This window comes from Thainema salinarum CENA647, assembly GCF_057732415.1.
Genome location: NZ_JBYJZJ010000022.1, coordinates 5508317 through 5531250, shown reverse-complemented (window position 1 = coordinate 5531250; position 22934 = coordinate 5508317). Strand labels below are relative to the sequence as shown.

Sequence of the window (22934 nt, the reverse complement as noted above, 5' to 3'; positions counted from 1 at the left end):
AGCCAGTTTTCTTACTGTAGACCGTACAAGCTTAGGAAAAAGATCAGGCCAAGGGCAAGACCACCAAAAATCAGGATGTTCTTTTGAGCGGGTGTTAGGGTATTTACGCCAAACCCATAGCCCAGATTTTCCTTAAACCCTGATGGTGTACCTTTGGGACCAATATTTGTAAATCTGGATTTACGAGCGCCACAAACAGGACAGCGCCAGTCCTCAGGCAGCTCTGTAAATAACGTATTTGGTTTAATTTGAGTTCGACTGTCGCCTTTAAGGGGCTCATAGGTATAGCCACATGCTAAACACTCATAACAATCGAATTCTACAGGTGCATCTTCAGCAGCAGTATCTGTAGATGCAGATGAGATCGCATCAGGCTCTTCTATGGTCATTGCTGAACAGCTCCCTGACCCATCAACATTAAAACTCTGTAAACGATTATGACATACAGCGCTCCCCAATCTCAGGGTTGAGTCGATCAAATTGCTTGAAATCGCCGTGAAATCTGAATTACTGGAGCTGCCGATGAAAATGAGAACGTAGCACATCCCATATTCTGAAATTCATGTAACCAGATTGAAATTGAACAAGCTTTGGATGCTATACACTAACGCAGTAAAGCATTGTAGTGTTGTTGGGTCATCCATATTCAACTTGCTCATGTGCTGACCTAATTCAGCATCGCTTTACTGAACTGCATCAATGAACTGTATTCCCGTATTAATGAGAACCAGATTGAGCAATATCATAGTGTTACTAAGTGTTACTAATGGAAAGGTTGACGGATCTCTATCGAAACCCAGATTAGATATGCCCTGAATGATCTTTATAATGTGAAATGTAAAGCGCAAGCAACAGAATTCATTGGAAAAACTAGTAAGAGCGTACTGCCGTGTTTGTTCTGTCTGGATACGAATATTTTTTGGGTTTCCTGATTATCTGTAGCCTAGTCCCGATTTTGGCTCTCACTGCATCCAAGTTACTGCGCCCCGATAGCCGTGGCCCAGAGCGGAAAACAACATATGAGTCGGGTATGGAACCGATTGGGGGAGCCTGGATTCAATTCAATATTCGGTATTACATGTTTGCCCTGGTTTTTGTCATTTTTGATGTGGAAACGGTTTTTCTTTACCCATGGGCAGTTGCGTTTAGCAAGCTAGGACTACTTGCGTTTGTCGAGGCTCTCATCTTTATCGCAATTTTGGTTGTTGGCCTTGTCTACGCATGGAGAAAAGGAGCATTGGAGTGGTCATGACGTCTAATACGACACCAAAACAAAATTCTATGTTGATGCAGCCGAACGAACGTATAGCGAATCCGACAAGTCCACCAACTGTTACACAGGATCTGTCTGAGAACGTTATCCTGACGACCGTTGATGATCTCTACAACTGGTCGAGGCTATCTAGTTTGTTCCCGCTGCTGTACGGTACAGCCTGTTGCTTCATTGAGTTTGCAGCTTTAATTGGTTCTCGCTTTGATTTTGACCGATTTGGTTTGCTGCCTCGTTCAAGTCCCCGACAAGCAGATCTGATCATTACAGCAGGAACTATCACAATGAAAATGGCTCCGGCTTTAGTTCGTCTGTATGAGCAGATGCCGGAACCAAAGTATGTGATTGCAATGGGAGCTTGTACGATTACTGGCGGTATGTTTAGCGCAGACTCTCCCACAGCAGTACGAGGAGTGGACAAGCTTATTCCAGTGGATGTCTATATGCCAGGCTGTCCTCCGCGCCCAGAGGCCATTATTGATGCCATCATCAAGTTGCGGAAGAAAGTTGCCAATGAATCGATGCAAGAGCGGGGTTATTTGAAGCAGACCCATCGCTACTACAGCACAACCCATAATATGAATGTCGTTCCTCAAATTCATGACGGGAAGTACTTACGGACTGAAACTCGGCAAGCACCACCGAAGGAGCTAATGGCTTCTATAGGAATGCCTGCGCCGGAAGCTTTAGAATCGGCTGAAGTAGAAAAGGAGGAGCGTTAGCGTGGCTGAAGATAAGTCCAAAGAAGAAACTCAGGCACCAGAAGAATCAGCAAACATTGTTGAGGCTGGTAAGGTTTCTCGCTGGCTAACTGAGAACGGCTTTGAGCATGAAGTTGTAGAACCTGATCATTTGGGGGTTGAGGTTCTAAAGATTGAACCTGAATATCTAATCCCATTTTCCACGGCGCTCTATGCATACGGATTTAACTATTTACAGTGCCAAGCAGCTTACGACACAGGGCCGGGCGGAGAACTGGTCAGCATGTACCATCTGATAAAGGTAGATGATAATGCCGATCGGCCCGAAGAGGTGAGAATTAAAGTATTTTTGCCTCGTGATAACCCTACAGTGCCGTCTGTTTATTGGATCTGGAAGTCTGCTGACTGGCAAGAGCGGGAAAGCTATGACATGTTCGGCATTGTATATGAGGGCCATCCCAATTTGAAGCGCTTGCTAATGCCGGAAGATTGGGTAGGTTGGCCGCTGCGTAAAGATTATATTTCGCCTGACTTTTACGAGTTGCAGGATGCTTACTAAGCACCTCGTCTCATATCCTGCGTTAAACCCGAAAGAGCGATGTCGCCACTGCAATTAGTGGCGACATCGCTCTTTCGGGTTTTAAATCAATAAAGAGCAAGCTTTGATTAGCCGAAGTCTGATCAAAAAGGCTCTGATAAACTACGTCAGAGCCTTTTAACTAGATAGGTGTAATCAGCCGTCTATACAGCTTGTCCCAACAGCTCAACGAGAGCCTCGTGACCATCTGGCGGTATGCAGGGTTCGGCCTGACGGGCATCGGTAATTAGCCAGTCAAGTGCCGCTGCCTGAACGTCGATTGCAGCACCCGTTTTATCTACACAGTAGCGACCAAACACCAGCTTATCGACAAGTCGAATGCCGGGGCCAAGCCGCGAGTATTCGAAGATAACGCTGTTGTCCACTTCCGCCCCAGCGCAAATGCGGCAGTTGGGGCCAATCATCGTTGGGCCAACAATATTGACTCCATCTTCGATTTGGGTCATGCCACCGATGTAAACAGGCCCACGGATATTGACTTTATCCCAGTTCACTTTAACGTTCATCCCCGTGTAAACACCCGGCATTACCTCGCGGCCTGGAATCGGTACATTGCGAACATGCCCAGACAACACTTCACGAACAGCGTGCCAATAGTCCGGCACTTTACCTATATCTACCCACTGGAAGTCCATTGTGATGCCGTAGAACGGCGCATCAGCCCGAACCAACGCCGGAAACAGATCGCCACCAATGTCAAAGGGTTGGCCGGAGGGAATGAAGTTAAAGATTTCCGGTTCGAAAATGTAAATCCCGGTATTGATACTCGTACTTAGAGCCTCATTAACAGCTGGCTTTTCTTGGAAAGATTGAATGCGGCCATCTTTATCCGTGACAACAACTCCATAGCTGGAGACTTCTTCACGAGGTACGGATTTCATAATGATTGTGGCAATCGAACCCTTTTCACGGTGCTGACGCACGGCTTCAGTGAGATCGAGATCGATCAGGGCATCACCGCAGAGAACAATAAATGTGTCGTCGAAGAACGGATAAAAGTCTTGAATTTTGCGCATGCCGCCAGCTGAACCAACGGCTTCACCAATTAGTTCTCCATCGGCAATTCGGCCTTCGAAGGAGTATCCAATTTCTACACCAAATCGTTGTCCATCCCGGAAGTAGGATTCAATTTCATTGGCGAGATGGCTGACATTCACCATGATTTGATCGAACCCATGCTCACGTAACAGTTCCAGCAGGAACTCCATTACTGGCTTTTGCAGAATTGGAATCATTGGCTTGGGAATGGTGTACGTGATTGGACGAACACGAGTACCTTTACCCGCTGCCAGAATCATGGCTTTCATAGATTCACTTCTCTCAACTTTGTAATCTTCAAGATGTATCACTAAGCAGCTAGTAAGTCGCCAGGCGAAAATTGAACTAAAAATCTCAACCGGAGGTGTGCCTTAGAGGGCTATTCCCTCGGTTTGAATTGAGTATATTGACGTCTAGCCGACTAGCCCAGTACTAAACCCGCAAGTCGAAACCATTTAAGGTTTCGTGGCTGGATTTATGATTCAGATCCTGTATGAAGCAAGGCTGTAACTGACATCAGAAATTTGGGGGCAGACAGCATGCCAAACGAAGGACTGAGATATGGTTCTCACTTAGAAGGTGACCGTTATGTACTTAGTTATAATTATTCCCGCGTTTAGTGGTCAAAGCTATATGAGCGGCCTTCAAAGTGAGGTGAGAACTCTCTATGGATTAGATGTATGACGGATTTTACTAAGTGGGCTGATGGGAATAAGCTGATCTAAAAATTTGAGGAGGTGCCCGGAGGGGCACCTTTCCATTTTTTAGGTTTTTAGCTTAGTTGCGTACAGCTACTTACAAACCTATACATCTGGCATAACATGTCGGATGTGATGCTAGAAACCCATATTGGAAAACCTAATCTCTGAATCAAATTTAGAGATTTTACGGTATGCAGCTGTGCTGCTGAGAGATACTGGGTCTAATTTACCGAATTTAACGGTTTACCCTAAGTACTTCAGGATGGTCTTTACAGAAGCTTACTGAAATTTAATGCGGTTTCTAAACCCTGTAAAGCCAAGAACCGTACGGATTGGGCTGAGAATTGAGCTTCGATATGCTGAAACGTTGTCGTATGGTTTAACAAAACATGAAGTTATTGAGATGGCGATTTAATACTATCTGGAGATAGATGACGGACTTTCAGTGCTCCATAGAACTCGTCTTGGGAAAGTTCTACTTTGGACTGGGCTGATAGAAAAAGAAGCGCCCAGAACACGCCGACTCGATCGGTGGCCTGTTCTCCATGATGTTGTGAATGTGAATCGTGGGCAGGAGAAACTGAGATCGCACCATTCCCATTCCTATCGCTGTTAATACCAGATGCGCCAGCAGGCCACAGCGACAGCAAATATTCAAAGTCGATCCATTCCTGATCGTTAGTTAGATTGTCTTGCCAATACTGATGTAGAAACGCTTCCAGAGTGCTGGCAATTTCAGAGAGATTTTCTTGGTGAGCCAGTTGATTGATGGCGCGAACGGCCTGTCGAGCAGATTGGGGCCGAGGACGGGGACGGCGCGATCTCGGTGTCGCATTCGCCATTGCCGCCGCCATCAGCTCCAACTGCTCAATGAGATCAGTGAGCGTCACTCGCCGACTGGGGGGTGGCGTAGCTGCTGTACGCCGCTTCAGCGTTTTTTCCAGCTTGTGGGGCAGGGGCGCATCGTTCGTCCCCTCGGCTAGCCATTCTTCCGCAAAAGGTTCCTCCTCGACCTCTTCTTCGGCCTCTATCCGAGCAAGAGTATCGGCCTTGAGCAGAACCAGCATCGACGCATACAAAAATGCCTGTCCCGACTGGGACAAATTCGCTTCATAGGCTGTTCGTCCCTGGCCGCTCTGCGGCAGTTGTAGTGATCCCAATTCAGCCAAAAAGCGATCAATCACTTCGATGACTTTCACATCCCACGGATCGATCTCGCCTCGTTCGGCCAGATCAATCAGGAACGCGATCGCGTTTTTAGCGAGGGATGAGGACATTCGATGCTTCGTAATCCAGACAGATTAGAGATAGATAATTGCCTTGATAATAGCGACTAACGACTAAACCTGGCGAAATAAACCGCTGCCAGACAAATGAATAACAATAATGTCACCGGAACCCAGAGGCTCCACAGACTACTTGGCGTGATTAGATCGGCGAAACGAGGCATTTTGATCCAATAATTTTGACAGGGTTAAGCGAAGCAGGAGAAAGTGACCATGATGATGAAAGTCTCCGACATTATGACCCAGAATGTCGTGACCATTCGGAATTCGGCGACGGTGGCCGAAGCCGCTCAAGTCATGCGGGAACGAGGTATACGGGCAATCATTGTGCAGAAAAGCCATGAATTTGATGCCTACGGTATCATCACAGATTGCGACATTGTCGGCAAAGTGATTGCGTTTGGTCACAATCCAAGGCGCATCCGAGTTTATGAAATTATGACCAAGCCCTGCATTGTACTCAATCCAGATTTAGGAATTGAATATGCGGCTCGGTTATTAACCCAACATGATTTGCATTGTGCTCCGGTCATTCAATCCGAATTACTGGGCATTTTGTCTGTGACCGACATCCTGCATCGCAGTTGCGCCATTGAAAAGCCACAAGAATTTGAACTGGCGAATCAGATTCAGCAACTGTCAGCAACGGCTCGCCAAATTTGCCAGGAGAACGGCCCGAATTCTCCTGCCTGCGCCGAGGCTTGGAGCGTGGTGGATGCACTACAGGCCGAATTTGCACGTCAGAAATTTGAATCGCTGGAGCAAACAGCATTTGAACAATTCCGTGCGGAATATCCAGATGCCTTCAAAGACCAGGAATATGATGCTTGGTGTAGTGGGTAGGTAGAGGGCTGTAGAGGCTGTAGAGGCTGTAGAAGGGCTGAGGGAGAAGGGGGTAGTAAAGGGAGTCGAGGAGAGCGAGGGAGTTAAGGTAATGGTTGTCGGGCAGGGGAGAGGCCGAAGAGGAAGTCGGCTTGCAGATAGTCTTCGGAGCTGGAGAGGGTGCTGCTGAAGCTGTGGATGGAGCCGAGAAAGCGCTGAACTTCGCGAAATTCGGCTGTTTTCCATTCTGATGGCAGCAATTGATAAATCAGGGACAGTGTTGCACCCGTATTGAGAAAGGCGTAACCATAGTTGGGATGAGGCAAGCGCTGATTGATGGTGGAAAACGGATAGGCGGTCGAAATTGGATCGAGCGGGGCGGGATTGAGCAGTGACATTTGGGATTCGCCCAGCGTCATCACCAGAGTATTGTCATTCACCCAGCCATAGCTAAACACATTGGGATCAAGACTAGCGGGAACCGTGACATCTGATGGGATGCGTAGACTTGTAATCGGTTGGTCATTCACCTGGCTAGGCGTGACTTCGAGTTGCAGAGCGCTGGCTGCCAGATCGCTGAGGGCAGCAAGGGCGGTTTCGGCAGAGTTGCGATCGCGGGTTTGGATCATCACGCCTAAACCCAAGTCGAGATTAGGTAAGAAATCATCCAGCAGGCTGTAACGGCTCGGAAACAGGAATAGGCTGTATTCCCCGTCCATCCAGCGAAAGATATCCTCGTCCAAATCTAAACCTGTCGTCAATTGTGTGCCCAAGCGGGCCATGTTGAGATATTCAGCCGTCGCGGGATTGGCCTCCAGTAAACTACTCACCGTTAGCCACAGTTTCGACAAATCCTGACCGCTGGCGAGAAAATAAGTTGGTGCAGGAATCTGCTCATAGATTTGATCCACGTCATCGAGCAGCGCATAGCTGAGCTGCGGCAAGCGGAAGTGGACGCGGCTTTGGAACTGAATCCCTTCTGGCTCCAGCGTGACGAAATTTTCTACGGTATCAATAGCGGTTGCGGCCAGCTCTAGCGCCTGGAAAAAGCTGGCTTCGGAATCGAGCGGTAATTCTGAGGGTGAGGGGACGGGCGGAATTGGAAACGGTGCGCCAGGGGGAAGCGGCGGCATTTCGACGCCAAATCCGCTAAAGCGGGAGAGTTGATCGAGATTACCGTAGCTAACGATTAAAGAGCGCTCAAACTTGTCATCGGCAAGGACGCGCTGGAAGTCGGTGTTGTCGGCGAGGGGTTCGGGGGGGAGGGAGAGGGGGGAGGGGAGATAGGAAGCGAGGGTGCAGAGTTGGAAGTTTGGGAGTCGGGGGGTAGGGAGTCAGGGGTTAGGGAGTCGGAGGGAGTAGGGGAGGTGGGGGGCAGGGGGGTAGAGTTAGGAGCTAGAGCGTCTGTGGTCGGATTTGCTGGTGTTGGGGGTGCGATCGCAGATTCGACGCCGAATGCGTGGGTGACGGGGTTGTCGAGCCACTGCTGGATGGGTTCGGGGGAGGCGGCGAGGGCGATGAAATCGGGTAGAACTGCGATCGCAAGTCCCGGAATTGGCGGCAGAGTGATCTCATCCAAGGGGAAATCTTCGCCTGTTTCGATCTCTGGAGAACCCGGTTCAAAGGGTTCTATGCCGAACGGTTCGACTGGAGGTGGTTCCATTTCAGAGGATTCAAGTTCGTCTAATCCCTGAATTTGAGTTTCCACTCCATCGGGCAAATCTAGGGGTATGTCAAATAGATTGTGTCAAAGGTAAAAACTCAAGTTGGAAAGCGATCGCTGAATTCAATCGCGAAGCGGTTGAGAGCGGGTTTCCAGTCGCGAATGGGCATGGTTCACTTTTTGGCAATATTTTGAATTGCCAAGTAGATAACTTTTAGGGCAGATTCATCGGTTGGAAAAGCTCGGTGGTTTTTAATCACCTTTCTAAGAGTCATATTCATCGATTCAATCGCATTGGTCGTATAGATTGCTTTACGAATCTCCGGTGAAAAAGCAAAGAAGGGAATAATCCGCTGCCAATGATGAAGCCAAGACCTGCTAATGGTTGGATATTGCTGGTCCCACTGCTCGGCAAACTCAACTAAGCGCTGCTCTGCTTCAGTCTCAGTGCTGGCCGTGTAAATCAGCTTGAGGTCTGCTGCAACCGCCTTACGGTCTTTGTAGGACACATAGCGGAGTGAATTTCGTACCATGTGAACAATGCACAACTGCACCTGGGTTTGAGCAAAGACCGCTTCAATGGCATCGGGAAAGCCAGTGAGGCCATCACAGCAAGCGATGAAGATGTCTTTGAGACCCCTATTTTGCAGCTCTGTGAGCACTTGAAGCCAAAATTTGGCAGACTCGTTCTGGGTCATCCACATCCCCAAGAGTTCTTTGGTGCCAGACAAGTTAACCCCAAGCGCCAAGTGAATCGCTTTGTTGATCACCCGCCCGTCTTGTCTGACTTTGACCACGATGGCATCAAAATAGACGATGGGATAAACCGGGTCGAGCGCGCGATTTTGCCAAATTTTACGCTCCGTTTCAACCGCATCCGTGACGTTCGAGATCAGCCCGGCTGAGACCTCAACGCCATACAGGTCTTGCAGTTGAGCCTGAATGTCACGGGTACTCATGCCCCTGGCATAGAGGGACAAGATCTTGTCATCAAAGCCCTCGAAGCGGGTCTGCCCCTTCTTGACGATGATGGGTTCAAACTCACTGTTGCGGTCACGGGGAACATTGATTTGAGCTTCTCCAAACTCCCCTTTGATGGTCTTCTTGCTGTGGCCGTTGCGGCGGTTACGAGTTGGCTTGACGTCGCTTTCAGGCTCCGCCTGTTGCTCGTCCAGATGGGTTTTCATTTCCGCATTCAAGCAGCGTTCCACCAAAGCCGCCGTGAGCTGCTTAAGAATCCCTCCATCCCCCAGCAGGTCTTCGGGATTCTGATAGCCTTTAAGCAATTCATCCAGGAGTTCAGGTCGAAAAGTCATAGTACGAGTCTCTTAGGTTCAATAGTTCATTAGATCTCATCTCTGACCTTTGACACAATCTAATTTACAATCCCAAATCTAGCTCAAATGGGCGACTTCCCGCTTCTGTCGTTTTGACCGTGACTACCTCACCATCGATCTCTACTTCGATTTTGACGATGGATGGTTGATTCGTGTCGGGTTCAACAACATCAGCATCGGCTATTTCCCAACTTGTAGATGAGTCGTGAGCATCCAGAGTTGGCACGTTGTTCTCAGGCAAATCACTGGAGGGTTGCGGATCTGGCGGCACTACAGGCAGCGGCACCGAGCTTGGTTCAGATGGAATAGGCTCAAACTCTTCCTGTGGAAAGCTTGGCGCGATTTCTGCCCAGGCCAGAATGGGAATACCGCGATAGGTCATCTCCGTCGGGAGTTCATCCCGCGTCGCCCGAATAGCATCGAGAAACTGTGGGATAGCGCTGGCATCCGTTACCGGAGCGACCATCATGCTGTTTTCGGCAATAGTCGCTTCGCTATTGGGATGAGCAGGCATGATTACCGTAGCCGCGTAGTCGCCAATCCAAGGTGAGATCGCAGTTTCATAATCCACTTGATAGGGCACAAAGCTGAGAGTGCCGGGATTCAGGGGTACAGCACCAAAGCTTTCCTCAAATAGACGAATCATTTGATATTGCAACAGAGACTGCCACTGTTCTTCCTGGGTGCTGAGCAGAATCACTCCCGCCACGTCCGCAGGCAAAATGGTTGCGACGCTGGGCACAATGGCAGGCGCTTCGGCTAACGGTTCATCGGGTAACAGTTCGGCATTCGTCTGATCGGCATCCGGTTCAACAGCAGGCTCTGTGGCGGTATCTGGTTCAGGTTCAGATTCAGGTTCTATCTCTCCATTCGATTCCACGTCCAGTTCGATCGTCGAGTCAATCTCCTGCTCTGAGTCAGTTGGCTCAGCAGACTGGCCGAAGCCAGGCAGAGCAAGCATTGAAAGAGCAAAGGGAACTGCGATCGCACTGCCAAGTAGTCCTGTCTGCCAGTGGCTGAACTGCTGGTGCCGCATAGCCTGTCTCCTCATTGCTCGTTTAGGTGAAAAGTGCGATCGCGCTGGCGAAAGTCGCTTAAAACATAGCCTTCACAAAAATAACCTGGATGGCATGGGAATCCCAAGGAAACAGCATAAATCTACGACAAATCAACCTAAATCACGATTTAGATCAGCCGATCCGTCCAGTAGGTTATAGACGTGGAATTCGGTTGGCCTAACCGCTTTGGTCTGACAAGTTATGTTGCAAGGTATACATTATACATAATGCACAAGTATTGACAGTCGTCAACCTGGAGAGTGCGTGAATCCGTACCGCAAACGTCGCAGTCTCCCCTCATGCTTTTTAAAAAGTCTGCCTAAAATTTAAACAAGGTTTGTAAACAAACATTAATTGCAAGGCGGAGTCCTGACGGGCAATCGGGTTATCCACTTTGCACCTCATAAAAAGGACGAATTTACCTATGAACCAAGTCAAAACAGCAGCATTACTCGGACTGCTCAGTGGCCTGTTAATTGCCATCTGCTACTGGATCTTTGGCGGCACAGGCGGAGCATTGCTCGGCGTGGGAGTCGCAGCAGTCATGAACTTTGGCTCCTGGTTCTATTCTGATCAGATAGCCCTGAAAGCCTATCGCGCCCAACCCGTGACCCCGCAACAAGCCCCTGAACTCTATGCGATGGTGCAGCGTCTTAGCCAAAAGGCCGACCTGCCGATGCCGGGGGTTTATATTATTCCAACTCAATCCGCTAATGCCTTTGCAACGGGCCGCGATCCCCAACATGCGGCAGTTGCAGTCACTCAGGGCATCATGCGGATGCTGCCAGCCGATGAGTTAGAAGGCGTCATTGCCCACGAGTTGACCCACATCCGTAATCGCGACACGTTGACCCAAGCCGTTGCAGCCACGATTGGCGGCGCGATTTCCTTCCTGGCGCAAATCCTCAGCTATAGCCTGTGGTTTGGTGGCGGCGGGCGAGATGACAATGGCCCCAACCCCATCGGCCTGCTAGCAACCGTGATTCTGGCACCACTAGCGGCTAGCGTCATTCAAATGGGTATTTCCCGAACGCGTGAATTCTCCGCTGACGCCGGGGCAGCACAGATTACGGGCAACCCCAAAGCTCTAGCTCGGGCGCTGAAGCGACTGGAAGCAGGTGCTCGACAAATGCCGCTGGAAGCCAATCCGGCCTTTGAACCACTGCTGATTATGAATAACCTGAAGGGAGGACTGTCGGGTCTATTCTCCACTCACCCAGCTACAGATTTGCGGGTTGAGCGGTTGCTCCAGCTTGATCGCCAGATCAACGGTAGTGGCATTACCCGGCCCGGAGCACTCGTTTAATACGTCCAAAATTCTGAACACTCTAGCTCCCAAGGAGGCATCATGAGCGAAGAAAATCAAGTTCCTGTAACTTCGGCAATTGTTGAAACGGACGAATCAAAAGCACTAGTTGAAACAGATATGACTCCTGAAACAACGACCCGCACCCGAGAAGCCGATATGCAGGCTGAGACTAATGCGCTGATTGAAGCGATCAAAAAGCGCGCTCAGGCCGAGGTTCAGGCCGCTGAAGCGGCAGGTCGGGAAACCTATCTCGCGGCGATTAAAAATGCCCGCTTGGCGTTGGAAGAAAATCGGCTGATTGATCCCGATCGCATTGAAACTGCCGTCAGACATCTCCAGGAAGATGCTGAGCAAAACTGGAATTCAATCTTGACTGAAATTCAGTCCCTCGGCGATCGCCTATCCGATGCTGCCAAGGCCGCATGGGAAGTGCTGACCGAACCCCGCGATCGCAACCACACCCGCTAGTCAATTTCATAGTTTCAGCCAAAAGGGGCGCGATATCGCGCCCCTTTTGGTTAATTATGTCCAGCGGCGAAAGAAGCTGTTTTCTTGCCAAACGCTGGCTGTGCGCTGTTCAATATCGGCCATCGTTGCTGCATCCATTGGTTGAAACGCTTGAGCAGCGGCAACATTTTCCTCTAGCTGAGCTACCGTATCAGCGGCAATGATGCAAAGCTGTACACCGGGTTGAGACAGCGTATAGCCCAGCGCTTCCGGCATACCGGACAGCACTCCTGGCTTGAATAACTTGCCATAAGCAGGCACCTTCATGGCAATAACCGCTACATTCTGCTCTTGAGCCACAGATAGCAATGTGGTGATGAAGGGTTGGTCGGTATGCTTATCGGCTGCGTTGATTGGCACTAAAGCCGTGTCAAACGGATAGCGCCGCAGTGCAGTAGCGATAATGTTGGCATCGTGATGGCCTGAGACCCCGACATAGCGAATTAATCCCTGCTCCTGCGCTTCCTGAGCGGCTTTAATTGCTCCCGTTTGCGGTTGCAAGAGCGTATCCACATCCCAATCATAGGTGAGTGCATGGAACTGCCAGAGGTCAATGCTGTCGGTTTTGAGTCGCTGGAGCGATCGCTCCAGTTCGCGCCATGCGCCGTCATAGTCCCGCTTACTGGTCTTCGTCGCGATCACCACGTTCTCGCGATGGGCTGGCAACACCTTACCGAGAAAATCTTCACTGGGGCCATAGTTGGCCGCTGTATCAAAATAGCGAATCCCTAACTCCACCGCCCGCTGAATGATGGCCAGCGCTGTGGCTTCTTGGCTCGGCTGCGACAGTGGTGACGCGGAACCGCCCAAACCCAGCACGGGCAGCATTTGCCCCGTTTTACCCAGCAGACGTTCTGGCATCGAAGTCGGTGCAGGCGGTTGTTCAGTAGTCGCTGGTGTTGCCTTTGTTGATGTCTCGGTTGATGCAGTGGTTGATGCAGTAGACGCGGATTGGGGAGATGGCGTTATCGAAGCGTTGGGTTGAGCCATTTGCACGTGATTGATGGTCTGCTGACAGGCAGAAACTCCAATAACTCCGCCCATTGTGCTGAGCGCCCTGAGTAAGAAATTGCGGCGGGTTTGACAAGATCGAGTCATGGCAAAACACGGGAAAAGCGCCCAAGAATGTCTAAATTTAATTTTATTGAATTTATATCGATCCTGTAGCGATTGTGCGATCGCACATCCCATACATGATTACATGCCTCTGAATATGCGATCGCGCCCAAGCAAATTTAATTCTAAAAATAATATTATTTGAGTTCAGGACAGAAACTTGTCCTGAACTCAAATGTTTTGAAGCACTCAAATAGCGATGATTAGCTATTTTGCATAACATCCATGAGATGCTTACGAATTTCTTGAATATGCTCTGCTTCAGCTTGCTTCAGCTTTGAAAACAGTTCAACACAAGGTTGAGCGTTTGCACTACGTGCATCTTCAATATACTGATCGTAAGCTTGTAGTGCTTCAGCTTTGTTGTGCATTACAGTTAGCCAATCATATTCCAAATCGCTAACAACTTGTTGGGTTTGTGGACTTGTTGGCATAGTAAAAATTCCAAATCTTCGCCTTTAAATGTGGCAACTCCAAGAACGAAATCTCATCTATCCAAAGAACAGTAAGCCAGTAATCTGCTCATTTGCAACAAATCTATAGATGAGCCATTGATTCAGTTCATATTGGGCTGCAACTCGCGGTTTCGAGTGCCAAAGGCAATCCATTTGTTTTTATCTCAAAAACGTATTTATTAATCTCTTCCTAAAGCAGATCTCGCTCATTTCTAACTCTCTACCTTATGAGTGAAGGAGCCAAAACGCTGGCTTTCTATCCTGGCAATGTGGCCAAAACTTAGGCGCTAAATCTTCTTCAATATCTTCTGCAAAATTATTTCGATCAGCTTCATCAACAACTGCAACAAATAGCTGAGCTAAGCCTGCTTTAGCAATCTTGAAGAACAACCTTGAAGAACAGCACTGAGACTTAGCTATACCACCCATTTCTAGCCGACCTATTAGCACTGTTATCAGGAGATGCCAGTATGGAAAACTCTATGAGCACACAAACTCCAGTCACACAAAAGGCTGGTGATTTGGAGCGTTGGGCGTCGTTAATTGGCGGTGGCGCATTAGTCCTCACTGGGCTGCAACAGCGATCGCTACGTGGCATCTTGATGGCGATCGCAGGTGGTGGATTAGTTTATCAAGGCACACAGGGCAACAGCACCCTGAAGCAGGTAGAAGATGCGGTCGGCCTGGATCATGCGCTTCGCGTAGAAAAGACCGTCACGATTAATCGACCTGCCTCAGAACTCTACAGCTTCTGGCGTGATTTCGAAAATCTGCCCCGCTTTATGAAGCATCTCCAGTCAGTGCGAAATATCGATGCCAATCGTTCTCACTGGGTGGCCAATGCGCCGCTGAATCAAACGATTGAATGGGATGCGGTAATTGTCAACGATGAGCCAGATCACCTGATTGCTTGGGCATCCGAAGAGGGTTCCGACATCGAAAATTCTGGTTTTGTCCGGTTCCAACCCACCACTGGCAATCGCGGCACGGAGGTCAAAGTGGTTATGGAATATCAGCCACCGGGTGGAGTTTTAGCGGCTGCGATCGCAAAACTGTTTGGGGAAGAACCTGAGCAGCAGATTGGCGATGAGCTGAACCGCTTTAAGCAGCTCATGGAAGCGGGCGAAATCGCCACTATTGAAGGCCAACCGAAAGGCGCTTAAGTCCTCAAATTATTCCATTAGTAATCTGTTCGCATTGTCTGTTCGTAAATGCAGATGAGTTGCTAATGGTCGGTGGTGCAGGCCGTGTACTAACCACCCCATTCAATCCTCATTAATCAACCAACAACCATTAACTAATTACTATGCAACTTTCTCGTCTTCGCTTTTCAATTCCCGGCATGAACGCTGTGCAGGCTATCCCTTCATTCTTGTCTGCTTTCAAACATGGCCGACTGACGCGCCTGTTTGGGATTAGCGTATTGGCTATTGCGCTCTGGTTTGGAGCCGCAAGCGCTTATCTACAACCTGCCCAAGCTGCTATGACGCCTGAGGCAAAAGCCTATGAGAACGGCCCCGTGCGTCAGACTCATAATCCCATCAGCAAAGAAAACTACAACGGCGGTGTTGATCCCTCGGTGGTTTATGAGCATCAAAACCAACAGGCTCGCCAGCCGGAAGAGGACAGAACGCCGCTGGAACGGATTACCGATCAGATCAAAGAGACGTTTTCTGGAACATCCTCATCGGATGTAAATCCTGAGAAAAATCCAACCCTGCGCTACACCGACGAGCAACAGTAATCTCAAGTCCGAGTCCAAGAACCCAACTTATTTTCGTGAAACGCTGGCTCAGCTAGTTTTTCACAAAAAATTAAGCCTTAACCGGATTTCGGATAACTTAGCGCCTCGCTTCATGAAGACATAGGAAATTAGGGAGAATTACGATGAAAGCTGTTTGCTGGCATGGTTCTCAGGATGTGCGGGTGGATAATGTGCCCGACCCCAAAATTTTGAACCCGCGCGATGCCATTCTCAAAGTCACTTCAACGGCCATTTGCGGCTCTGACCTGCACCTCTATGATGGCTATATTCCCACCATGCAGTCAGGAGATATCCTGGGCCATGAGTTTATGGGTGAAGTGGTCGAAGTTGGCCCTGAAGTCAAAAATCTGCAAATTGGCGATCGCGTTGTTGTGCCCTTCACGATTTCCTGCGGTAACTGCTTTTTCTGCAATCGAGATCTCTGGTCGCTCTGCGATAATTCCAATCCAAACGCTTGGATGGCCGAAAAATTCTACGGTCACTCTCCATCTGGCCTGTTTGGCTATTCTCACTTACTCGGCGGCTATGCTGGTGGGCAAGCACAGTATGTACGAGTGCCCTTTGCCGATGTTGGCCCCATTAAGGTACCCGAAGGGCTAACGGACGAGCAAGTTCTCTTCCTGACCGACATCTTCCCCACAGGCTATATGGCCGCCGAAAACTGCGATATCCAGCCAGGAGAAGTGGTCGCGGTCTGGGGCTGTGGCCCAGTTGGACAGTTTGCCATTCGCAGCGCCTTCATGCTGGGAGCCGAGCGGGTGATTGCGATTGACCGCATCCCCGAACGGCTGGAATTGGCTAAAGCGGGCGGCGCTGAAACTATTAACTACGAAGAGTTTGATGCAGGCGTCGCGCTCAAGGAAATGACGGGCGGTCGTGGCCCGGACTGCTGTATTGACGCAGTAGGAATGGAAGCTCACGGGACAGGCGTAATGGCGCTGTATGACACGGTGAAGCAGGCGATTCGGATGGAAACGGGTCGGGCAATGGTGCTGCGTCAAGCGATTGTAGCCTGTCGGAAAGGCGGCAAAGTCTCTGTGCCGGGGGTATATGGCGGATTTATCGACAAGATGCCAATGGGTTCATTCGTCAATAAAGGGTTGACGATGCGCTCCGGCCAAACCCATGTCCACAAGTATCTGCGACCACTGCTAGAGCGCATTCAGCAGGGCGACATTGATCCAACCTTTTTGATCACTCACACGCTACCGATTGAAGAAGCGCCCCGTGCCTACCGCATTTTCCGCGACAAAGAAGAAAACTGCATCAAGGTTGTCCTCAAACCCTTTGCAGCTTAGTTACACAAAGTCCGGTTAAAACCCAATTTAATTTCTCGTGAAAGGCTGGCTCGGTTAGCCTTTCACAAAAAATGGATTACTGAGTTCTCACATACGGACTTGATATGTAGGAGATACAACCGATGGCAAACCAACAAGCTGATCGTAAAGATCAAGCTCGAAAAGCAAACATCCATACCGATCCAGAGGTTTTCGACCACGAAGCCCAGAATGCGGAGGCGGAAGAAAGTCCGACCGGAGCAGGCGGTGTTGAAATCCCCAGTACAGTTGATGACCGCGTGCCGAGTAGTTCAGAACCAGAAGCGACTGATATTCCTTCGGCAAATGCTCCAGACCCCGATGCGGTTGGCCCGGATAATCCGAATTCGTCGAGGAAGAAGCAGAAGGGGTGAGAGGGCAGGGGAGCAAGGGAGTAAGGGAGTAAGGGAGCTTTCTGTCTATCTGTTTGCCGACTGCTCTATCTTTGAGGGCTGTTTAGCCTAATCAAAACCAAAAAAGGATTACCGAATCGGTGATCCTTTTTAGTTTTCAACGTGCTCGCAACTACTCCTCTTGCTGCTCCTGATAGTTTCGCCACAAATCACGTTCTTAATAAGGTCGATGGAAACCTGCGATCGCAGTAAAAATCGCTAGACCTCTAATCCAGACGCAAATACTCCTCACTCCTTGTATGTTGAGAGAAGAGAGGTAGACCGACCCTCCTGAGATGCGAGACATCGTGCGAGAGCCAGGGTCGCCTCTCAACTTGATACCCCAAACTCGGATCATCGGCAGGGACAAAGAGATCCCGAATGACGCAAGGCTGAGTTGTGTGTATCGTCCATCTAGAATTCGCTACAAGGAGAGTACTATGTGCGCGCAATCAACCGACTCAAGGTCATCAGCCGTCAAGCAGTGGGTCGGCATTGATGTGTGTAAACGGTGGCTGGATGTTTATGTTAGACCGTCTGGAGAGAACTTCCGAGTGAGCAACAGCAGTGAGGGAATTGAGGATTTAACCCGTCGGTTGGCCAAGCCGTCGCAGGTGGGTCGCATCATCGTTGAAGCCACAGGTGGCTATGAGCGACACATCGCGCTTGCAGCACAGCAGCAGGGCTATGCACTAGCGGTGATCAACGCCAAGCAAGCTCGCAACTTTGCCAGAGCTGCCAATCAACTGGCTAAGACCGACCGAATCGATGCGGCGATCCTCGCCTGGTTTGGCGAAGCGATGCAGCCTCCGCTACGACCGTTGGCCAGTGAGGCTCACCAACAGTTACAGGATGCGGTGACCCGTCGCCGCCAATTAGTGGAGATGCTCACCATGGAGCGCAACCGTTTAGCTGGACTGCGAGGTCCCGCTCAGGAAGACGTTCAAGCCCATATCGACTGGCTCAAAGACCGCATCAGCGACCTTGACCAAGCGATTGATGAGCAAGTGGAACACAACCAACAGTGGCAGCAGCACCAGGCTCAACTGACCTCTGTTCCAGGTGTCGGTCAGGTGGTTGCCAACACCCTGTTGGCTCTGCTGCCGGAGCTAGGAACGCTCTCACACCGTCAAATTGCCGCTCTCGTTGGGGTGGCTCCGCTCAATCGCGATAGTGGGCAAAAGCGAGGGCAGCGCTCGATCTTTGGTGGCCGCAAACCCGTTCGGCAGATGCTCTACATGGCCACTCTAGTTGCAGTTCGTTACAACCCTGTCATCAAAGCCTTTTATGAGCGGCTGCAACAGCGTGGCAAGTTAGCCAAAGTCGCCCGCATTGCCGCTATGCACAAGCTGCTGACGATCCTCAATGCCATGCTCAAGCACGGCACGCACTGGCAACCACCGGAGGCTGCTATGACGTAATTGACCTCCTTTCGACTTGACTTTTAAGATAATCGCTCTCGCCTCACTTCTTCCGTGACGCAAAGTTAATAACGCCTTGGAGGAGTACGCAGCAGCTTGTTGATGAGACCTGCGATCGCAGCAAAAATTGCTGAACCAATCACAGCCCACAGCACAGGAAACGTGTTGCCGCCGATGCTGATAGGCAGTAGCAAAGGCAGACCCAATTCACGAGCTAACCAAGTTCCCAGAAACGCCCCAATTAAGCCAATCACAATCGAAACGAGACAGCCACCAACCGTGTATCCCACAATTGCCTGCCCAATGCCGCCGCAAATGGCAGCAATCAGCAGCAAAATTAGCAACTCAAGGATTGACATCTTTACGCTCCTCAAAATAGAGAGAAAACGACATCCACTCCTTAATTTTGCCTAAATGTCCAAGTCAACTGCTGACGGGGCGCGTTTTTCAACGCATTACTTAACTCTTCTTGATCCTGAAATTTGAGCTGATTCAAAATGCAGGCTTCCACCTCCACCGTGAACGCATCGGGCTTAAACGGCCAAGGCTCAACCGCTAAATCGCCAGAATCGAGCTGTTTTACAAAATAGTCTCGACCATCCGGGCCAGTCGTAACTTCCAGTGACCGATCGCCCATTGGAATCTGCCGCTGGCAGAGAATCAGCGACATGCGATCGCACCAGCGCATAAAGTCATACACCGAAGCAGCTTTGTCTTTACTGATGCCTAGTTCTTTTCTCCACTGGGCCTGATGTTCTCGCTGTTCCTCTAGAAATTCAGCCATCTCTGGATCATCACTCGCCTTGCCCGCATTCAGAAACGACAGGTGCATGGAGGTCAACATGGCCACCCAGCGACCCCGATAGAGCGCTTCATCGGCATGACGACGCAGGTCTTCAATTTTGGGATCGCGCTCTAGCATAAAGTCCAGCGGCGCACCCGCTTCCGTCAGCTGATCGCCTTCCCACTCTTTCTCCAAGTCATCGTGGTGCGAAATCGCAACAATTGTTTCATACAGTCGGTGCGAAGCATCACCAAAGTCCCAATATCCCGCAATCTGAGCAGCCAGCAGAGCATGAGCGCGATGGTAAATCACTTCCCATCCGGTTTCTTGTAAATTGATGATCATGTTTAGTCGTGCGAATCAATCGCGTGAATAAATCAAATTTGAAGTAAGGGCGGGTTTGGCAGACCAATCTGCACCGTGTCGTTGATTTGACAGCAAAACCCGCCCTTACAATTCGCGGATTTATTAAATCCATGTGAAAAAGAACCCATCATCGCAGCGCTTGCCGCACATAATCCACAGCCAGAGGCGTCAATAAATTAACCGCTTGGTTGATCAAATGGCGATCGGTGGAACTCCAGAGACGGGGATGATCAAAGACTTCGGGTTGCAGAATGCCCCAAAGCTGCTGATCGCGGCAGAGATGAGCATGTACCAAGGCTCGATGGCCAAAGGTTTGTGCTTCAAACTCGCGGTTCAACGTATTGGGGCTAGCCATTTCTACGTCAGCAACGAAAATGCTGGGTTCGGCATTAAGAGCTGCTGCAAACATCGGATCGTCGTCAGCCAGCGATGCGGGTTCCTCTTTCCACGTCCGGTCATAGATGGGTGGAACATCGGCGCGATCGCACCAGCAGAATGGCACGCGACCCTGATTTAAATCGGGGTGACGCAGGTATAGAAAAATGCGATCGCAGCTTAACTGTTGTCCTAAAACAGGCAACGCAGAGCCAAGGGCTTCGCTAGGGCTTTGCGCCTGCATAACTATCCCCAGCAGAGATTTAGAATCTGTTGATGCCTGTTGATGATTGGGCAAAACCATCGTAATTGCTGCCTGTAACTTGTAATTGTTGATAATTGGTGGTTATATCAAATCCGCGTATAAGAACCCGATTTATTTTTGTGAAACGCTTGCTCAGCAAGCGTTTCACAAAAATAAATCATGGGTTTTCAACCAGACTTTATATTTAGTTGTGATTAGGATTCTGAGCATGAAGCTAGACGCGAGAACATAGTCCTCACCTCTCACTCCATACCCAGATAAGGCAATCCCGTAACGGAATATCGATATCCTAAGTAGCGGTTGTAACCTTTCACATCACGCTTTGGGCAGACCCAATCCCTCTGGTCAGAACCCCAAAGGCGCATTTGCAGACTGCCATTAGCGCTCAAATGGGATCAGATCGAATCATGACCAATTTGCAAAAATCGATGTTCAAGATGCCGAACAATCCTCGATAATGGAGAGGTTTTCGATTTTTAAGTCAACCCGTTTATTTACTACAGAATTTAGTTTGAAGAACCATGCGAACCCACTATTGCGGCCAACTTCGCTCTGATCACATTGGAGAAATCGTAACCCTCTGTGGCTGGGTCGATCGTCGCCGTGATCACGGGGGCGTTATCTTTCTCGACGTGCGCGATCGCACTGGCATCGCCCAAGTGGTCAGCGACCCAGAGCGAACTCCCGACTCCTACGAGCTTGCGGGCCAAATGCGGAATGAGTACGTCGTCAAAATTACGGGTCGAGTCAGCCAGCGACCCGAAGAATCCCTCAATCCCAAGCTGCCGACGGGTGAGGTGGAAATCTATGCCGATCAGATTGAGCTGCTCAATCCGGTTCGCAAACAGCTACCGTTTCAAGTCTCCAGCGCTGAAACTGAATCCGTGCGGGAAGACCTGCGGCTCAAGTATCGCTATTTAGATCTAAGGCGCGATCGCATGCGGCACAATCTGCGCATCCGCCACGAAACGGTCAAAGCCATGCGCCGCTTCTTAGAAGATCAAGAAGGCTTTATGGAGGTTGAAACGCCAATTCTGACGCGCTCTACGCCAGAAGGTGCGCGGGATTATCTCGTCCCCTCACGAGTCAATCCGAGTGAGTGGTATGCACTGCCCCAGTCGCCTCAGCTGTTTAAGCAATTGCTCATGGTCAGCGGCGTCGATCGCTACTACCAAATTGCCCGCTGTTTCCGCGATGAAGACCTGCGAGCCGACCGTCAGCCGGAATTTACTCAGCTCGACATGGAAATGAGCTTCATGACTCAGGAAGAGATCATTGAGCTGAATGAGTCACTGGTCAGCTACATTTTCAAAACTGTGCAGGGCATTGAACTACCGCGCCCCTTTCCTCGGCTGACCTATGCGGAGGCGGTGGATCGTTATGGTACAGATCGACCGGATACCCGTTACGGTTTAGAACTGGTTAACGTGTCCGACATCGTGCAGGATTCCGGCTTTAAGGTCTTCTCTGGTGCCGTCAAGTCCGGCGGCAAAGTGAAAGTGCTGCCCATTCCCGATGGCGATCGCATTTCCAACGTGCGGATTAAACCCGGTGGCGATCTATTTAACGCCGCGACTGAAATGGGCGCGAAAGGGTTGGCCTACGTTCGGGTGCGCGAAGACGGCAAGATCGATACCATCGGTGCCATCAAGGACAATCTCACAGACGAGCAGAAGCAGGAACTGCTGAGCCGGACGCAAGCCCAACCCGGTCACTTGCTTCTCTTCGGCGCAGGCGATACTGATACCGTCAACAAGACGCTGGATCGACTACGGCAGCTCGTAGCGCAAGAATTCGACCTGATTGATCCTGACAAGATCAATTTGCTGTGGATTACCGACTTCCCCATGTTTGAGTGGAATGCGGACGAGCAGCGGCTGGAAGCCCTGCACCACCCCTTCACCGCCCCTCATCCAGATGATATGGACGATATCAAAACGGCACGGGCGCAGGCGTATGACCTGGTCTACAACGGCTTTGAAATCGGTGGCGGCAGCCTGCGGATTTATCAGCCGGATATTCAATCTCAGGTGTTTGAAGCGATTGGTCTCTCGGAAGAGGAAGCCCGTAATAAGTTTGGCTTCTTGCTAGATGCCTTTGACTATGGCACTCCGCCCCACGGCGGTATCGCCTATGGGCTCGACCGACTCGTCATGCTGCTGTCAGGCGAGGAATCGATTCGCGACACCATTGCCTTTCCGAAGACGCAGCAGGCGCGCTGCTTGCTGACCAATGCACCATCCAGCGTTGATGAAAAGCAACTGCGAGAGCTAGAGGTGAAGTCTACCTATCGACCCAAGGACAAAGACAAAAAAGAGGCTTAGGGTGTGATAATTCGATGACATTTGAGCGGCGGTCATGCACATGATCGCCGCTCAACTATATGCTT

At 50.1% G+C, this 22934-nt stretch carries 23 protein-coding genes and 1 pseudogene; 12 read left to right on the top strand and 12 right to left on the bottom strand.

Annotation, left to right across the window (positions count from 1 at the left end):
* Nucleotides 1-11: 11 nt before the first annotated feature.
* Complete coding sequence (locus tag AC286M_RS30965) at nt 12-389, bottom strand: rubredoxin (protein ID WP_488208059.1); 378 nt, start codon at nt 387-389, stop codon at nt 12-14.
* Nucleotides 390-889: 500 nt separating this feature from the next.
* Between AC286M_RS30965 and ndhC the strand changes: the two genes are divergently transcribed.
* The 3 genes from ndhC to AC286M_RS30950 are packed head-to-tail and all read left to right on the top strand — an operon-like array spanning nt 890 to nt 2530.
* Entirely contained in the window at nt 890-1252 is a 363-nt protein-coding gene (gene ndhC, locus AC286M_RS30960) for a photosynthetic/respiratory NAD(P)H-quinone oxidoreductase subunit C (protein WP_488208058.1), read from the top strand.
* 29 nt (nt 1253-1281) lie between these two features.
* Complete coding sequence (gene ndhK / locus AC286M_RS30955; protein ID WP_488208873.1) at nt 1282-1992, top strand: photosynthetic/respiratory NAD(P)H-quinone oxidoreductase subunit K; 711 nt, start codon at nt 1282-1284, stop codon at nt 1990-1992.
* Between the two features lies 1 nt (nt 1993).
* Nucleotides 1994-2530, top strand: coding sequence for an NAD(P)H-quinone oxidoreductase subunit J (locus AC286M_RS30950; RefSeq protein ID WP_488208057.1), 537 nt, complete (start codon nt 1994-1996; stop codon nt 2528-2530).
* A gap of 182 nt (nt 2531-2712) precedes the next feature.
* On the opposite strand, the gene AC286M_RS30945 is transcribed toward AC286M_RS30950, so the two are convergent.
* Nucleotides 2713-3876 (bottom strand): nucleotidyltransferase family protein, encoded by a 1164-nt coding sequence (locus AC286M_RS30945; protein ID WP_488208056.1) that lies wholly within the window; start codon nt 3874-3876, stop codon nt 2713-2715.
* An 827-nt stretch (nt 3877-4703) separates the two neighbouring features.
* Nucleotides 4704-5585: a segregation/condensation protein A gene (locus AC286M_RS30940; protein ID WP_488208055.1), complete on the bottom strand. Its 882-nt coding sequence runs from the start codon at nt 5583-5585 to the stop codon at nt 4704-4706.
* A 222-nt stretch (nt 5586-5807) separates the two neighbouring features.
* Between AC286M_RS30940 and AC286M_RS30935 the strand changes: the two genes are divergently transcribed.
* Complete coding sequence (locus tag AC286M_RS30935; protein ID WP_488208054.1) at nt 5808-6437, top strand: CBS domain-containing protein; 630 nt, start codon at nt 5808-5810, stop codon at nt 6435-6437.
* A gap of 83 nt (nt 6438-6520) precedes the next feature.
* Here AC286M_RS30935 and AC286M_RS30930 read toward each other — a convergent pair whose 3' ends face one another.
* The 4 genes and pseudogenes from AC286M_RS30930 to AC286M_RS30915 all read right to left on the bottom strand — a co-directional run bounded on the left by AC286M_RS30930 (nt 6521) and on the right by AC286M_RS30915 (nt 10452).
* Complete coding sequence (locus tag AC286M_RS30930; RefSeq protein WP_488208053.1) at nt 6521-7549, bottom strand: DUF3352 domain-containing protein; 1029 nt, start codon at nt 7547-7549, stop codon at nt 6521-6523.
* A gap of 56 nt (nt 7550-7605) precedes the next feature.
* On the bottom strand, nt 7606-8124 hold the full coding sequence (locus AC286M_RS30925; protein ID WP_488208052.1) for a hypothetical protein: 519 nt from the start codon (nt 8122-8124) through the stop codon (nt 7606-7608).
* Between the two features lie 53 nt (nt 8125-8177).
* A pseudogene (locus AC286M_RS30920) lies at nt 8178-9395 on the bottom strand (IS256 family transposase).
* A gap of 64 nt (nt 9396-9459) precedes the next feature.
* Complete coding sequence (locus tag AC286M_RS30915) at nt 9460-10452, bottom strand: DUF3352 domain-containing protein (protein ID WP_488208051.1); 993 nt, start codon at nt 10450-10452, stop codon at nt 9460-9462.
* 446 nt (nt 10453-10898) lie between these two features.
* On the opposite strand from AC286M_RS30915, the gene AC286M_RS30910 reads away from it, so the two are divergent.
* Together AC286M_RS30910 and AC286M_RS30905 are read left to right on the top strand one after the other, a co-directional pair.
* Entirely contained in the window at nt 10899-11780 is an 882-nt protein-coding gene (locus AC286M_RS30910) for a M48 family metalloprotease (RefSeq protein ID WP_488208050.1), read from the top strand.
* 42 nt (nt 11781-11822) lie between these two features.
* Nucleotides 11823-12251, top strand: a complete 429-nt coding sequence (locus AC286M_RS30905; RefSeq protein WP_488208049.1) for a hypothetical protein — start codon at nt 11823-11825, stop codon at nt 12249-12251.
* Nucleotides 12252-12305: 54 nt separating this feature from the next.
* Here AC286M_RS30905 and AC286M_RS30900 read toward each other — a convergent pair whose 3' ends face one another.
* The gene (locus AC286M_RS30900; RefSeq protein WP_488208048.1) at nt 12306-13388 is read right to left on the bottom strand and encodes an aldo/keto reductase; all 1083 of its coding nucleotides are present in this window, start codon (nt 13386-13388) and stop codon (nt 12306-12308) included.
* Between the two features lie 221 nt (nt 13389-13609).
* The gene (locus AC286M_RS30895) at nt 13610-13840 is read right to left on the bottom strand and encodes a hypothetical protein (RefSeq protein ID WP_488208047.1); all 231 of its coding nucleotides are present in this window, start codon (nt 13838-13840) and stop codon (nt 13610-13612) included.
* A 503-nt stretch (nt 13841-14343) separates the two neighbouring features.
* Here AC286M_RS30895 and AC286M_RS30890 point away from each other — a divergent pair.
* From AC286M_RS30890 to AC286M_RS30870, 5 genes are all read left to right on the top strand, one after another.
* Nucleotides 14344-15024, top strand: a complete 681-nt coding sequence (locus AC286M_RS30890; RefSeq protein ID WP_488208046.1) for an SRPBCC family protein — start codon at nt 14344-14346, stop codon at nt 15022-15024.
* A 143-nt stretch (nt 15025-15167) separates the two neighbouring features.
* Nucleotides 15168-15605, top strand: a complete 438-nt coding sequence (locus AC286M_RS30885; protein WP_488208045.1) for a hypothetical protein — start codon at nt 15168-15170, stop codon at nt 15603-15605.
* A gap of 143 nt (nt 15606-15748) precedes the next feature.
* Nucleotides 15749-16924, top strand: a complete 1176-nt coding sequence (locus AC286M_RS30880) for a zinc-dependent alcohol dehydrogenase (protein WP_488208044.1) — start codon at nt 15749-15751, stop codon at nt 16922-16924.
* Nucleotides 16925-17046: 122 nt separating this feature from the next.
* A complete protein-coding gene (locus AC286M_RS30875) occupies nt 17047-17316 on the top strand; it encodes a hypothetical protein (RefSeq protein ID WP_488208043.1) in 270 nt (89 codons plus the stop codon).
* A 458-nt stretch (nt 17317-17774) separates the two neighbouring features.
* The gene (locus tag AC286M_RS30870) at nt 17775-18755 is read left to right on the top strand and encodes an IS110 family RNA-guided transposase (RefSeq protein ID WP_488202946.1); all 981 of its coding nucleotides are present in this window, start codon (nt 17775-17777) and stop codon (nt 18753-18755) included.
* A gap of 65 nt (nt 18756-18820) precedes the next feature.
* Here the strand turns inward: AC286M_RS30870 and AC286M_RS30865 are convergent, their stop codons facing one another.
* The 3 genes from AC286M_RS30865 to AC286M_RS30855 all read right to left on the bottom strand — a co-directional run bounded on the left by AC286M_RS30865 (nt 18821) and on the right by AC286M_RS30855 (nt 20584).
* Nucleotides 18821-19114, bottom strand: coding sequence for a GlsB/YeaQ/YmgE family stress response membrane protein (locus tag AC286M_RS30865; protein ID WP_488208042.1), 294 nt, complete (start codon nt 19112-19114; stop codon nt 18821-18823).
* A gap of 41 nt (nt 19115-19155) precedes the next feature.
* On the bottom strand, nt 19156-19884 hold the full coding sequence (locus tag AC286M_RS30860) for a DUF3891 family protein (protein WP_488208041.1): 729 nt from the start codon (nt 19882-19884) through the stop codon (nt 19156-19158).
* Between the two features lie 148 nt (nt 19885-20032).
* Nucleotides 20033-20584: a GAF domain-containing protein gene (locus tag AC286M_RS30855; protein WP_488208040.1), complete on the bottom strand. Its 552-nt coding sequence runs from the start codon at nt 20582-20584 to the stop codon at nt 20033-20035.
* Between the two features lie 482 nt (nt 20585-21066).
* Here AC286M_RS30855 and aspS point away from each other — a divergent pair, with 482 nt between their 5' ends.
* Nucleotides 21067-22869, top strand: a complete 1803-nt coding sequence (aspS, locus tag AC286M_RS30850; RefSeq protein WP_488208039.1) for an aspartate--tRNA ligase — start codon at nt 21067-21069, stop codon at nt 22867-22869.
* Nucleotides 22870-22934 lie beyond the last annotated feature (65 nt).